This window comes from Rhizobium sp. CC1099 (assembly GCF_029714385.1).
Taxonomy (GTDB): domain Bacteria; phylum Pseudomonadota; class Alphaproteobacteria; order Rhizobiales; family Rhizobiaceae; genus Rhizobium.
On sequence record NZ_CP121642.1, the window covers coordinates 544,262 to 557,730 of the forward strand.

The following is a 13,469-nucleotide window of genomic DNA, read 5'->3' on the forward strand; positions in this document are numbered from 1 at the left end:
TGGGATTTCCCGGTTTGCAGGCCAGGATTGGACGCAATCACAGCCGGAACATTGGTGCGCCGACGGCAAGGCCTTTCGTTTTCAGAGCTTGCCGAGTCCGGAGGTAGCCCCATGACAACGCTCGCCGCAGATACCGATTGCCCGTTGGTCCTCGTCGTTGACGACGACGAGGAGGTGCGGAGCTCGCTTCAGGAGCTCATGTTGTCCGTCGGTCTCGAAGTCAGTTGTTTCGCCTCGTCGGGCGAACTGCTGGAAGCGGAGCTCCCCGAGCGGCCTGGCTGCCTGGTGCTTGACGTTCGCATGCCAGGATCGAGCGGCCTGGACCTTCAGTATCAACTCGCTGCAAGGGGCAGTCCAAAGCCAATCATCTTCCTGACCGGCCATGGCGACATTCCGATGACGGTGCAGGCGATGAAGGCCGGAGCCGTCGATTTCCTGACAAAGCCGGTTCGAGACCAGACCCTGCTCGACGCGGTGATAGCCGGGATCGAACGCGATGTCGCGCAGCGGGCACAAGCGCAGACGATCAAGCAGCATGCCGGGCGGTTTGCGACCTTGACGCCCCGCGAGCGGCAGGTCCTGCGCGAAGTCGCCCACGGCCGCCTCAATAAGCAGATCGCCTTCGAACTCGGAATCAGCGAGATCACCGTGAAGCTCCATCGCAGCAACGTGATGCGTAAGATGCGGACCATTTCTGTCGGTGAGCTTATCCGCGCCTGGGATACGCTGCCCGCCGACCTTCGCGAAAAGTGCCAACCCTAGTCATGGGTATGTGGAGGGATTAAGCGGCACTTTTAGAAGGCGCTCTGAGAAGCCCAGTTGCAAGGCTGTCCCTTTGTTCGAGCCGCCTGTCGTTGCGGTGGTTGAAGGACGTCGCGCCCATGCGTGAGGTCCTTCCCGAGCTACTCCAGGTTCTTGGCCTGCCATGGCCTACTTTCGATCGGTGGCAGGCGTCTACGCGATTATGTTGAGACCCGTGACGTCGTCGATGGCGCAATCGTGCGTCGGCGAAATGACGCGAATGCTCGTCTGCGACAACTTCATAGGCTTTGCCTTCATCATGCCGGATAGTGTTGTGCTATCGACGATCAGAGGGTCGGAGGTAGGTCGCCAGCCCTTCAAGGCGGCAGAGACCTGGTTCCAGTACTGCGCACTTCTTCTCCATGATCTACGGACCTTTGACGAACCCCGTAAAAGCCGCTCGAAACCGACGCGTCGGCGATGGAGATTTGCACGCGCTGTCGTCCACCACATTTACTGATACCCAAGGCGGTCGACGGTCGACCTGGAGCAAATCCGGCCAATTCCAAGGATGGCCGGCTCAGGTTCGTTTCGACCGGGATTTCCAATCACCCGATATATGCGACCTACACTCTGGCATCATATGGCCGATGCTTGCGTTCGATAGGCTGGCCCGCCCGGCTGGCGCATTCTCCTCAGACTGGTCACGACGACCGCAGGAGGAAAAAACAGGTGCGAGACATCATCAGAGTTCTGGCGCTTGCCACAGCGGCGACCGTGTCGGGAAGCGCGCTGGGACAGCCCACACGTCCGCAGGACAAGCCGACCATCGTGCTCGTGCATGGCGCTTTCGCTGAATCTTCGAGCTGGAGCGACGTCATTGGCGAATTGAGAAGGATGGCTATACGGCCATCGCCGCGGCCAATCCGCTTCGCAGCGTCACCGGAGATGCAGCGGCCGTTTCGTCCCTCATCCGCTCGATCTCAGGCCCAATCGTGATGGTGGGCCATTCCTATGGTGGGCCGATCATCACGGAGGCTGCCAACGGCAACGCCAATGTGAAGGCCTTGGTCTATGTAGCCGCTTTTGCACCAGATACTGGCGAATCCAGTCTTACACTCTCGGGAAAGTTTCCGGGCAGCACGTTGGCGAGCGCGATTTCGGCGATCGCCCTGCCGGATGAAGGCCAGGATCTTTACATCCAACAGGACAAGTTCCGTGCTCAGTTCGCCGCTGACGTGTCCGAAGATCAGGCAAAGCTGCTGGCCGCAACCCAGCGGCCCATTAGACAGGCCGCCCTGGCCGAACCCTCGGGTGCCGCCTCATGGAAGAAACTTCCTTCCTACATGGTCTACGGCTCGCAGGACCGCAACATCCCGCCTGCTGTCATGAACTTTATGGCGGCGCGCGCGCACGCGGTGAAGACTGTGGTCATCGAGGGGGCTTCCCACGCTGTCATGGTTTCACATCCCACCGAGGTCGCCTCGCTCATCGAAGAGGCCGCAGCGGCTGAGTAAGTGCCTGGCGGCACAAGGACTTCTTTCGATCCAGCGACGCAATTTCAATAATGCAAACGAGGAGAATGGGCATGAAAATCGTCGTTGTCGGTGGAACCGGACTGATCGGTTCAAAGACTGTGGAAAGATTGCGCAAGAAGGGACACGAAGTCCTGGCAGCATCCCCGAATTCGGGGGTCAACACCATAACCGGGGAGGGCCTGACCGATGCTCTGGCTGGTGCGCAGGTGGTGGTCGACCTGGCGAACGCGCCATCGTTCGAAGAAAAGGCCGCTATTGAGTTTTTCGAGACATCCGGGCGAAACCTCCTTGCAGCCGAAAAGCCTGCCGGCGTTCGCCATTACGTCGCGTTATCGGTCGTTGGCACCGACCGCCTTCAGGCAATGGGCTACTTCAGCGGCAAGATGCTTCAGGAAAACCTGATCAGGAGTTCGGGAATTCCCTATACGATCGTTCACGCCACCCAGTTCTTCGAATTCATTGGCGCCATCGCCCAATCCGGCACCACGGGGTCGACTGTTCGACTGTCACCAGGCGCCTTGCAGCCGATCGCAGCTGACAATGTCGCCGATGCCATGGCTGATGCGGCCCTGGCAGAGCCCCAGAACGGCATGATCGAAATCGCCGGTCCGGAGCGAGCGCCTCTCAGCGACTTCGTCACGCGCTTTCTGAAAGCGACCAAAGACGCGCGCGACATCGTGGTCGATCCGCACGCCCGCTACTTCGAGGTGGAGATCGACGACCGGACGCTCGTTCCCGGCGATGGCGCACGCCTCGGGGCAATCCGGTTCGAAGACTGGCTCCGCCATTCCACGCAGCAAAGATAGTCCCAGACAAGAACCCTCGCGGTTCGCCGATCCATTGGGTCGGTGAAGTGACGATTATACGGAGACAAAGATGACGATGCGAAGTTCGGATTGGAGAAGGCAGCGCTCAGCTGACATTTGCCGATTATGCCGCAGCGGCGCCATGTCCGGTCTCGAATGAAACACCTGGCGTAGCAGGCCATGGCCCGCGGAAGCTCTCAGGAGGGCGCAATGCGCATCGAACGATTATATCCTATGACAGTGGCTCGTTTGAAGGTCATCGATGTCAACGCCACTTTGCAAGCTGCGGCACTCTCGCTTTCCAGCCCCGGGATTGGCTTGGCCGTCGTGAGCGGGGAAAATGGAAAGGCGACGGGCGTGCTGAGCAAATCCGACCTCGTTCGCCATCTCACGTACCGAGAACCTGCGGAGGTTTCAGTCGAGACGCTCATGAGCCGGAATATCATTTCGTGCGATCCCAATGAGGAGCTCCATGCAGCCTGGGAGATCATGGTGGCGCGTCGGCTTCAGAACATGCCGGTGCTTGGTGCGGGTTCGAAGCCTCTCGGCGTGCTTGATATTCGCGACGTGATGAAAGTCCTCTTCGAGCAAGAGCAGCTGCAAGAACACATGCTCGCGAACTACATCGCGGGTATCGGCTACCAATAACCAGTCGCGGTTCGAAGATGCTGGTCTGCAATCATTGCAAACCGATCTGCCATTTACGCCAAGAGATGACCATCATGCTGCAGGATTATCTGAGTGAAATCGCGAGCGCTCCCCTGGCTTGGATGATCTTTCTCGGATTGGCTGGAATAGTCGTATGGCATCTGCTTTCGGCTCGGCGCGCGAACCTCCGGCTGGTCGTACAAATTGCCTTCTTTACTGCCATGACCGCCGTCCTTGTCCAAGGCGGGATCTCTCCCAGCCGAGCGATCTTCGCCAGCTGACCTGGGTTTATGCTGTCGAAACCATTGCGGATCTGAGGCATGAAAAATGCGAAGGGGCGCATTGAAGCCGATTTTTCCTGCCCCTAGTTTGCAAGGATGAGGGTTTGGGTCAACCTCTCGGGTATTTTGATGCCGGGACAAAAAAGCTCCAGGCCTCGGTGCTTCCTGGACTGCCTGGCGACCTCCAAGAAGGGCTTCACCGACAAGCTGCCGGACCCTATTCTTCGGAATAGGTGTTTTTGTCGCTTGCTTCCACGTATCCTAAGCGCAGAAGCGCAGGACCTATTCCGGCTTTCGTGAGGAGGGTCCACTATAGTCATGGGGCATGCTGGGATTAAGTTGGGGTATGATTAAATCAGCCCGGATATTGGGTAAAGGTGCCGGACGAAGCGCTGACAGTGCCCAGACTTCCTTTGTCCGACAGGAGCTGCCGATGAGGTGCGTCTGGTCGCATCGTCCCCAATTCTTGCACCTGGGGCTTTTTTTTGCAGCTTATGTGTTGGGTTGCGCATTCGCTCAGTCGCTCGCAATCGTACCTGGAACAGGTATCTCCATTTGGCCTGCGAGCGGACTTTTCATTGCCACGCTTGTCGTCGCCTCCAGGTACAGCTGGCCGTGGTGGGTGCTGGCGGGGTGCCTGGCTGAACTGTTCAGCAATTTCTTGTGGTTCCATAGTCCGCTGCCTGCAGCCTTCCTGATCTATATCGGCAACGCGCTTGAAGCGGCGGTTGGCGCTTGGCTTGTGAATCGGACCTGCAGGCGGCCGGTTCGGCTGGAAACCTTGCAGGAAGTACTCGCATTCGTGGTACTGGCCGCCGGAATTGCGCCAGTCGTAGGCGCGACGGTGGGAAGTGCGACACTTGCGTGGTTTGGCATACAATCGCAGACCTTCGTGGCGGCTTGGCCACTATGGTGGGTCGGAGACGCCACCGGGATCCTGATCGTAGCGCCACTGGCGCTGGTCGTGTTCCAGAACTGGCGCGGTAGGATCGAGCTCTCGTCCGCGCGATGGATGGAAGCTTGCGTCCTTGGGCTGATCTTTCTTGGTGTCGCCGCCCTTTCCTTGAGCGGTTATCTACCCTTCGCCTACATCATCATGCCGCCCCTTCTTTGGGCTGCGGCGCGCTTTGAGTTCAGAGGCGCCGCCGTCGCCTTGACCCTCCTTGCTCTCATCACGGCGGTATTTACAATATCCGGCGCCAGCCAATTTGCCGGCGATGCCGAGTCCTTGAAGCACAAGCAGATAATGCTGCAGCTTTTTCTGGCCATCTCGGCATTTTCTGCGCTCATCGTTGCCGCTATATCCCGGCAGCATCAGCTGGCGCTACTCACGTTGCGCCAAAGCGTGGTGGCATTGCGCGACCGGGAGCGGGAGCTCTCGCAGCTCGTGGACATGGTTCCCGTCCAGATCAGACGTTTGACGCCCGAAGGCAAGCCGACATTCTTCAACAAGCGCTTGCTTGACTTCTTCGGCTTGAACGACGTGGCCGAACTGGATAGGCCGGACATGAGCCGGATGGCGGCAGCCATAGAGTCTCTGGTCCATCCCGAAGATGCAGCCCGTCTGCTAGAGACGGTCCGACACTCCCTAGCCACCGGTGAGCCATACTCCATGAAATATCGTATGCGTCGCGCGGACGGCGCGTATCGCTGGGTTGATGGCCGCGGGGAACCGTTGCGGGATGAAGGCGGCGTGATTGTGCAATGGCTGGCCATTTCCATCGACATCGATGATGAGGTGCGCGCGCAGGAAGCATTGCGCGAAAGTGAGCGGCAGCTCCGGCAGCTCATCGACGCCGTGCCCGCTCTGATCTGGAGCACGACGCCTGAAGGGACCCCGTCCTACATCAACAAGCGGCTCATGGACATGGTCGGCGTCACGCTCGAAGACTTGACCGCGCCGGACGCCTCGCGGTCCTTGGCCGATGTCCACCCGGAAGAAAGGCAGGCGGTGGAGCAGGCGCTCGCGCGCTCGTTCGAGACTGGTACCTCCTTCGCGATGAAGTATCGTCAGCATCGGGCAGATGGAACCTATCGCTGGACCGAGGGGCGTGCGGAGCCGCTGCGCGACCCCGACGGCCGGATCGTGCAATGGTATGGCGTCTGTCTCGATATCGATGACCTGGTGACGGCGCAGGAGGCTTTGCAGCAAAGCGAGCGTCGCTACCGCGACCTGTTCCACTATATGCCGATCGGGCTCACGCAGGTGGGTGCCAGCAAACTTATTCCCTTGTTCGAGGAGTTGCGGGCGCAGGGCGTGACGGAACTCCAGACCTACATCGACGAGCACCCCGAATTCCTGCCGCGCGCCGTGGAAGCTCTGGAGGTTGAGGAGGTCAACCAACATCTCATCGAGATGTTCGGTGCAAAAAATGCCGAGGAGATGCACGGGCCAATTACCCGCTACTGGCAGCCGAGCATTTCCACCATACGTCGCTCCATTGAGGCGCGTTATCGCGGCGAGGAGGTCTTCCAGGAGGAGACCCAGGTGGCGCGAATGGACGGCAGCGTCATCGACGTTCTCTTCACAACCGCCCGTCCCGGCGCCGTCGCCGACAAGAGTCTGGTCGGCTTTATCGATATCACAGAACGCAAGAAGGCTGAAAAGGCTCTGCTCAACCGGGAACGGGAGTTCTCGCAGCTCGTCGACATGGTTCCAAGCCTGCTCTGGCGGCTAAGTCCAGAGGGCGAGCCGGTTTTCTTCAGCAAGCGCATGATCGAGTTCTTCGGTTTGGACGTAGGGGATTACGATAGGCCGGAATCGAGCGGGCTGGCTGCCGCCATAGCCGCGCTCGTCCATCCCGATGATACAACCCGGCTGGCGGAGGCGCTCAATCACTCCTTCGCCACCGGCGAGGCCTTTTCCCTGAACTATCGCCTGCGTCGTGCGGATGGGGTCTATCGCTGGATGTCGGCCCGCGCCGAGCCGCTGCGCGATGAGGGCGGGCGCATCCTGCAGTGGTACGGCCTCTGTCACGACATCGAAGATCAAATGCATGCCGAGGAGGCGCTGCGCGAGAGAGAGCGTTTTCTCTGGCAGCTGGTTGAAACGCTGCCGGCCTTGATCGATTGCGCGGCGCCGGATGGTGAGCCGGTCTATCGCAGCCAGCAGCTCCGCGAATTCCTCGGATACGAGCTTGAAGAACTGGACGGCGCAGGAAAGTCCCGGCTGGCCGGCACACTGGACGCCGGCGTTCATCCAGACGACGTCGCAGGCGTTAAGGGGCAGTACGCCCATTCTCTGTCCACCGGTGAGCCCTATGCGCGGAGACATCGTCTGCGGCGCTTCGATGGTGAGTATCGCTGGGTCGAAACGCGCGCAGCGCCGATGCGCAACGCCGACGGCGCCATTGTGCAGTGGAACGTCATCTGCCTGGATATCGACGGTGAGGTTCGAGCTCAGGAAAAGTTGCTTCTAACGCAAGAGAGCCTCGCCCGCGCTAGCCAGGCGGCCAGCCTTGCCGAACTTTCGGCCTCCATCGCACATGAGGTCAATCAACCTCTGGCGGCTGTGATGAACTATTCAAGCGCCTGCCAGCGTTGGCTCACAGCCGATCCACCAAATATCGAGCGAGCTCAAAAAACGGTGGAACGTATCATTCACAGCGCAAATTCCGCCGCCGACGTCGTCAGCCGCATTCGCGCCTTGTTCAGGCAGTCCTCAGACACGCGAGATTGTACGACCCTCGGCGGCGTCATCACCGAGGTGCGCGATCTCGTGGCCGAGGAGGCGTCACGGCGCCGCGTCCGCATGAGCATCGAGGTCGAGGACGATCTTCGGCTTGTCGCGTTCGATCGCGTCCAGGTTCAGCAGGTTATGATCAATCTCATTCGCAACGGCATGGACGCGATGGCGTCAGTTCAAAATGACAGGGTTCTTCGGATACGGGTACATCGGATGGGCGACATGGTTCAGACCGAGATCAGTGATCGTGGCCGTGGCGTTCAGTTTCCTGACAAGATATTCGAGCCGTTCTTTACGACGAAAGAGAACGGGATGGGCATGGGGCTTGCGATCTGCCGTTCGATTGTCGAGGCGCATGGTGGACAGCTATGGGCCGAGAAAAACGAACCACACGGAGCGAAATTCATCTTCACATTGCCGGCCGAAATGAACACAGCTCCATGACAACAAATGATCCATTCGTATGGAGCGTGAATGACGATGCGCGCATCCGAACGGCGTTCAGCCAGGCGGCAATCGGCCAGGATCGGGAGAAGACCGGAGCGTCCTGAACTTGATGCGCCGAGGAAGGGCTGCCGCTTACGGGAGCGGTGTCTTTAACAGATAGGTCACTGCAGAACTGCGGATCAGCGGGGTCATGCAGCAAATCCACACAAGGAACGTTATGCGGAGGATAGCGGAGTTGGAAATGTCAATAACTCACTCGCGTCAAGCGAGAGGGAGCAGAGCATGAGCAAAAAAAGACCTGTCGTGGCGGTTGTTGATGACGACCCAAGGGTACTTGAGTCGCTGGAAGAACTCCTGGAGTCCGGGGGCTACGTGGCACGCAGCTTCTCTTCCGCAGAATCGCTGCTTACGAGCGGGCTGTCAGGCGTGGATGTCCTCATCACCGACATAGGAATACCAGGCACGGATGGCTTTGAACTTCGTGACTTGGTGAAGAAGGCGCATCCGGAATTGCCGGTGTTCCTGATCACAGGCCGCCATGAGATCGCGGATCAGGGCCGCGCCCAGGGCATCAGCGGTTTTTTTCGTAAGCCCTTCGATGGCCGAGTGCTGCTTGCCGCCATCGGCGAGGCCTTAGGCAGTTGAAAAGGAATTCATCGCGGGCCTGAAAATCGATGGAGGTTTCCGACAAAACTAGCGCATCAACGATCGTGACGTCGGTGAAAGCCTCAGCACCTCGCTCGCCCGCCACGTGCGTCGCATGATTTGCGGTTCGATTTCCTCGGTCCACTTCCGCGACGCTGCAAGTGCGCCGAGATGAGTGGCGTAAGCTTGCGGCGTCGGGAAACGGTAAAGAGCGACAAAAACCGATTCTCCTTCTCGGATCGGGAGCCTTGGGAACGTGTTGGCGCTGTGTTCGCTCATGAAGGTTGCAGGGACAGTCGCGCCACTTTCGAGAAGCGGTAAGCGGAGCTCATTTTCGAAGAAGGCAGAAAAAGCCTCCTCTTTACCCGGCGCAGTGTAATGGATCGCGCAGAGAAACAGCGCGGACGACTCCAAAGTGCTGCCGGAGCGCGGCCGCTCTGCGGCGCACGGCTGAGAACTCGGGTCGAGGTTGGCGGGGCGCAGCAGCAGAACATTGTCGGAATTGACCATTGTGCCGTTGGCGACATCACGATGGCGCGCCCAGACCGAGCCTCCGTAAAAGCGGCCGAGGGCCTCTCTTCGCGACTCCATATTCGCAAAGCCGCGCAGCCAGACGAAGCTGTCGGTATCATCGAGATCGCGAAACTGAGCGACGACGCGTATGCCAGCCTCCTCCTGTGTCTCCAGGAATTCTCGATCGAAAACGTCGATCAGCGTTTCGCGCGCGCCCGGATGGAGACGGTACTGGCGGAGTTCGAAGACTGAATCGGCTGACGTGGGTTTACGCATTGATCCCTCAAAAAACAGGATAGCTGTCCTGTTTTTAATTACAGGTCGATTGTCCTGTTTGTCAAGTTATGTTACAGAACCCTTCAATGGCGAAACGTCTGCAGAAGCGAAGATCGAACGATCCGGAAGGCGTAAGAAGGCGAATTGTCGAAACCGCTTTCAACGCCTTCACCACCCGCGGCTACGGCGTTACTACCGTTCAGGACCTCAAGGCGGCGGCGCGTGTAACAGGTGGAGCGTTCTCACATCACTTCCCGACCAAGAAGGAGCTGGGTCTTGCAGTTTTGAACGGCAATGTCGCCGACGCAGTCGAGCAAACTTGGATCAAGCCGATATCACAGGCTAAGACGGCATCCGACGGCATAGAAGCCATATTCACCGAGATCATCCGAGAACTGGATCAACAGGGCTTTGTGTCTGGATGTCCGCTCGGCAACATGGTGAGCGAACCGGTCGGACAAGATGGCGCCATGCGGGAGGCCGCCATCGCAATCCTCGCGCAATGGAGAAGTCAACTTGCGCAAAAGATCCGCGCGGATCAACTCGCCGGACGCTACGCGCACCTTGATGCCGAGGCCGCAGCAATCTTCATAATTGCTTCATACTGGGGGGCAATGGGGATCGCGAAGGCAAGCCAGAGCAGTTCTGCTCTCAAAGACTGCGGCCAGGAACTATTGAGATACCTTGATCAGAAGCCATGAAACGACAGCGGCGCAAAGTCCGCGGCGCGCATCTTGACGACTCCGAAGTATTCAGGAGGCGGCTTTCAGCGAAGATCACCTGATTTTGGGCGGCATCTCCTTTGAAACTGGCTGATGGGAGCGGTCAGTGTCTGCAGCTGTTCTCCGGCTCTGTCCGAAGCTATGCTGACGCTGGTGCATATGGATCACCATGGCCGTTCTGAGCTCAATCGGGAGGCACCATTGTGACTGAGAACGAAGTAGATGTGGCGATCATCGGCGCTGGCGCAGCCGGTATAGCGGCGGGCCGGCACCTTATGGCGGCGCGACCGGACCTTTCGCTCGTCGTTCTGGAGGCGTCCGCACGTATAGGAGGGCGAGCGCGGACGGAGCATTTCGGTGCGGGACTCGGCGCCCTTGACGTCGGATGCGGATGGCTGCATGGGGCAAGAACGAATGCCTGGACGGCGATCGCCCGGAAACTGGGGCTTACGATCGATGACGCCCGCGCCCCATGGGACGAGGGAGGTCGCCAGCTCGAAACAAACGCTGACGCCAGGCCCGCAATCCGCGCCCTCGAAGCATTCTTTGAGAGGATCAATTCCCATGAGGGCGAGGATGCGGCGCTTTCGAGCATGCTCCCGGCTGGCGGCAGGTGGAACGAGTACGTCCATGCGGTCGGTGCGTTCATCACCGGAGCCGGACTTGAAAGATCGTCGGTTGTCGACCTCCAGCGGTATGAGCCCGGTCCCGGTCCCGACTGGCGAGTACGTGAAGGCTATGGAACGGTTGTCTCCGCCTATGCCGGACCCCTTGCGATCGAGCTGCAGACCCCCGTGGAACGCATCGACCACCGCGCCGCGGATCACGTCGCTATTTCGACATCGAAAGGCGACCTCCGTGTCAAGGCGGTAATCGTCACTGTCTCTACGAATGTGCTTGCGAGTGAGCGCATCGCGTTTCTCCCGCCGCTTCCCAAAAAAATCGATGCAGCCTCCCGCCTGCCCCTCGGCCTTGCGAACAAACTGTTCATGAAGGTGGAAAGGCCAGACGCCCTACCGCTGGACAGTCATCTTCTAGGCTCCTATCGCGAACGCCGGACAGGTGCCTACCAGATCAGGCCCCTCGGAAATCCCGTTGTGGAGGGATATTATGCAGGGGATTTGGCACATGACTTAGAACGTGGGGGGCCGAAGGAGGCGTTCCAGTTCGGACTTGCGGAGCTGAAGCGCGCTTTGGGATCCGACATCGGACGGCAGCTCTCATTGATCTCCTTTTCGGCTTGGGGCTCCGATCCGCACATCGGCGGCTCCTATTCATACGCCAGCCCAGGAGCGTCTGATCTTCGCAGAACGCTTGCCGCTCCGCATGGCAATCGCATCTTCTTTGCAGGTGAAGCCTGTTCGACTGGACGCTATTCGACTGCACACGGCGCATATGATACGGGAGTGATGGCGGCGCAGGAGCTTATGAAGACCATCGCCTGAAGGGCCCGGGCAAGAATTTCAGCACGCGACAGGGACCAGGCATTCTCGCGGGGACACGAGGAATGCAGCGCGTGATTTCAGATCTCCTCAATCTTCCGATCTTCGAGAGGCAAAACAGAAAGCTCTCGCCAGTCGATCTCCTCAAGCAGCAGATTGTACTCATCGACGTTGAGTTCATTCTGGGAACGAAGTCGCTCAAGCTCCATGCGTTGGGCGGCAATCGAGCCCAACGCCAGTTTGCGGTAGGTTTCAAGCGAGGAGGGTCCTTCAACATTGAAAAGTGCTTTCTGCTCGATCAGAAACTTGCTTCTCAAAAGCTCCGCCTCCGGGCCGGACTGATCCTCCAGTACGCAGATGCCGGCCTTTGTGATCTGCGCGCGACGGCCCCGCAGCTCCTCGGCTGCCGCTGCGCGCCCGTCGAGACCCAGCCATCGGATCAAGGGTGAAAGCGTCAGTCCTTGGATGACGAGTGTTGCAAGAACCACCGCGAAAGCAGTCAGCACGACTGTGTCGCGCTGAGGAAAATCGCTCGGCAGCGCGAATGCTGTCGCAAGGGTGACCAGTCCTCGCATTCCGCACCAGCCGGCGAGAACCGCCTGCTTGATCGTCGCTGGCTCCTTTCGTCCGCGGCGGCGTGCAAGGCGAGCCAGGATACGGTTATAGCCGATGCAGACCGCAAACCGGACGAGAACGACGATCGCGACGACAAACGCAGCGAATGTGCAGGCCTGGCCGAGCTGACCCTCCGGCATGCCTGCGATGATGCCCCTGATCTGCATGCCCATTAATAGGAATGCCATGATATTGAGGACGAAGACGACGGCACTCCAGACCGCATAGGACTGGACCCGCATGCGCGCAGATGTCGCGACGCTGCTTGCCATAGCCATGGCCATGGCCACGACCGCAAGCACCGCCGACAGCCCCAGATGTTCGGCAAGAATCCAAAGCAGGTACGTCTGGACGAACTGAAGCAGGTTTCCGCCCAAGGTGCCGGACACGAAACCGGAAAGATGCTTGCCGACGAAAGCCGCCAAAATACCGAGAAGTATGCCGCCGGGAGCCGCAAGGGCGAAATGTAGGCCGACGGTGACACCAAGATTCCCCGTTGAATGTACCGCGAGCGCGGCCCCGAAGATGAGGAGGGCGGCCGCGTCGTTGAAAAGGCTTTCGCCTCGCAGCACGGCATCTGTGCTGCGAGGTATCGCCACCCCTGAAAGGATCGCAGTCGCCGCTGCTGCGTCGGGCGGTGCGACAATGGCCCCAAGGACGAGCGCGGCCGCAAACGGCAGGCCAGCAAGCCAAGATCCTGCAAGCGCAACGGCGAATGCTGTGACAATCACTCCACCGATGGCAAAGACGAGCAACGGCAACCAGAAACGCCGGGCAGTTCGGACTGAAAAGTCAAATGCCGCGTCCATCAGCGCGGGGGCGATGAACAAAGCAAGGGCGGTCTCAGGTTCAAGTGAGACATATGGGGTTCCCGGCACAAGCGCAGCTGCAGCGCCCGCCATTGCCAGCAGGGAAGGATAGGGAAGCGACAGACGTCGCGAAACCTGCAGTAGCAGGATCGCCACGAGAGACAAGACGAGGAGGCTTTCAAAAAAGCTCATAATCGACACTATCCCATCTCTTTGTTGTCCGGCATGTCCTGAAACGATGTTGGCCGGTCTGAGTGCTTCAAAAGCATCGAGCGTTGCTGCGGGGCGTCCTGATCGGTTT

General features: G+C 59.2%; 10 protein-coding genes and 1 pseudogene. 8 read left to right on the forward strand and 3 right to left on the reverse strand.

The features are described 5' to 3' along the window. Positions 1 to 111 precede the first annotated feature (111 nt). The 4 genes and pseudogenes from QA644_RS23825 (at position 112) to QA644_RS23840 (ending at position 3,733) form a co-directional block, all read left to right on the forward strand. Complete coding sequence (locus QA644_RS23825; RefSeq protein WP_283073571.1) at positions 112 to 762, forward strand: response regulator transcription factor; 651 nt, start codon at positions 112 to 114, stop codon at positions 760 to 762. Between the two features lie 756 nt (positions 763 to 1,518). Continuing rightward, positions 1,519 to 2,258: pseudogene (locus QA644_RS23830) on the forward strand (alpha/beta hydrolase). A 71-nt stretch (positions 2,259 to 2,329) separates the two neighbouring features. Continuing rightward, positions 2,330 to 3,085 (forward strand): SDR family oxidoreductase, encoded by a 756-nt coding sequence (locus QA644_RS23835; protein WP_283073572.1) that lies wholly within the window; start codon positions 2,330 to 2,332, stop codon positions 3,083 to 3,085. 210 nt (positions 3,086 to 3,295) lie between these two features. Beyond that, positions 3,296 to 3,733: a CBS domain-containing protein gene (locus tag QA644_RS23840; protein WP_283073573.1), complete on the forward strand. Its 438-nt coding sequence runs from the start codon at positions 3,296 to 3,298 to the stop codon at positions 3,731 to 3,733. 53 nt (positions 3,734 to 3,786) lie between these two features. Here the strand turns inward: QA644_RS23840 and QA644_RS23845 are convergent, their stop codons facing one another. After that, entirely contained in the window at positions 3,787 to 3,975 is a 189-nt protein-coding gene (locus QA644_RS23845; protein ID WP_283073574.1) for a hypothetical protein, read from the reverse strand. A gap of 472 nt (positions 3,976 to 4,447) precedes the next feature. On the opposite strand from QA644_RS23845, the gene QA644_RS23850 reads away from it, so the two are divergent. Together QA644_RS23850 and QA644_RS23855 are read left to right on the forward strand one after the other, a co-directional pair. Beyond that, positions 4,448 to 8,143 (forward strand): PAS domain-containing protein, encoded by a 3,696-nt coding sequence (locus QA644_RS23850; RefSeq protein ID WP_283073575.1) that lies wholly within the window; start codon positions 4,448 to 4,450, stop codon positions 8,141 to 8,143. 285 nt (positions 8,144 to 8,428) lie between these two features. Further along, on the forward strand, positions 8,429 to 8,791 hold the full coding sequence (locus tag QA644_RS23855; protein ID WP_239601118.1) for a response regulator: 363 nt from the start codon (positions 8,429 to 8,431) through the stop codon (positions 8,789 to 8,791). A 48-nt stretch (positions 8,792 to 8,839) separates the two neighbouring features. On the opposite strand, the gene QA644_RS23860 is transcribed toward QA644_RS23855, so the two are convergent. Next, on the reverse strand, positions 8,840 to 9,580 hold the full coding sequence (locus QA644_RS23860; protein ID WP_283073576.1) for an NIPSNAP family protein: 741 nt from the start codon (positions 9,578 to 9,580) through the stop codon (positions 8,840 to 8,842). 86 nt (positions 9,581 to 9,666) lie between these two features. Between QA644_RS23860 and QA644_RS23865 the strand changes: the two genes are divergently transcribed. Continuing rightward, a complete protein-coding gene (locus tag QA644_RS23865; protein WP_283073577.1) occupies positions 9,667 to 10,281 on the forward strand; it encodes a TetR/AcrR family transcriptional regulator in 615 nt (204 codons plus the stop codon). Between the two features lie 224 nt (positions 10,282 to 10,505). Continuing rightward, the gene (locus QA644_RS23870) at positions 10,506 to 11,747 is read left to right on the forward strand and encodes an NAD(P)/FAD-dependent oxidoreductase (protein ID WP_283073578.1); all 1,242 of its coding nucleotides are present in this window, start codon (positions 10,506 to 10,508) and stop codon (positions 11,745 to 11,747) included. A 77-nt stretch (positions 11,748 to 11,824) separates the two neighbouring features. Here the strand turns inward: QA644_RS23870 and QA644_RS23875 are convergent, their stop codons facing one another. Next, positions 11,825 to 13,360 carry a cation:proton antiporter gene (locus QA644_RS23875; protein ID WP_283073579.1) on the reverse strand — a complete coding sequence of 512 codons (1,536 nt, stop codon included), beginning with the start codon at positions 13,358 to 13,360 and terminating at the stop codon, positions 11,825 to 11,827. Between the last annotated feature and the right edge of the window lie 109 nt (positions 13,361 to 13,469).

What these genes read in the sequence shown, in the direction of transcription:
- QA644_RS23825 (WP_283073571.1), top strand. Translation starts at nt 112, where the DNA reads ATGACAACGCTCGCCGCAGATACCGATTGCCCGTTGGTCCTCGTCGTT.
- QA644_RS23835 (WP_283073572.1), top strand. Translation starts at nt 2,330, where the DNA reads ATGAAAATCGTCGTTGTCGGTGGAACCGGACTGATCGGTTCAAAGACT.
- QA644_RS23840 (WP_283073573.1), top strand. Translation starts at nt 3,296, where the DNA reads ATGCGCATCGAACGATTATATCCTATGACAGTGGCTCGTTTGAAGGTC.
- QA644_RS23850 (WP_283073575.1), top strand. Translation starts at nt 4,448, where the DNA reads ATGAGGTGCGTCTGGTCGCATCGTCCCCAATTCTTGCACCTGGGGCTT.
- QA644_RS23855 (WP_239601118.1), top strand. Translation starts at nt 8,429, where the DNA reads ATGAGCAAAAAAAGACCTGTCGTGGCGGTTGTTGATGACGACCCAAGG.
- QA644_RS23860 (WP_283073576.1), bottom strand. Translation starts at nt 9,580, where the DNA reads ATGCGTAAACCCACGTCAGCCGATTCAGTCTTCGAACTCCGCCAGTAC.
- QA644_RS23865 (WP_283073577.1), top strand. Translation starts at nt 9,667, where the DNA reads ATGGCGAAACGTCTGCAGAAGCGAAGATCGAACGATCCGGAAGGCGTA.
- QA644_RS23875 (WP_283073579.1), bottom strand. Translation starts at nt 13,360, where the DNA reads ATGAGCTTTTTTGAAAGCCTCCTCGTCTTGTCTCTCGTGGCGATCCTG.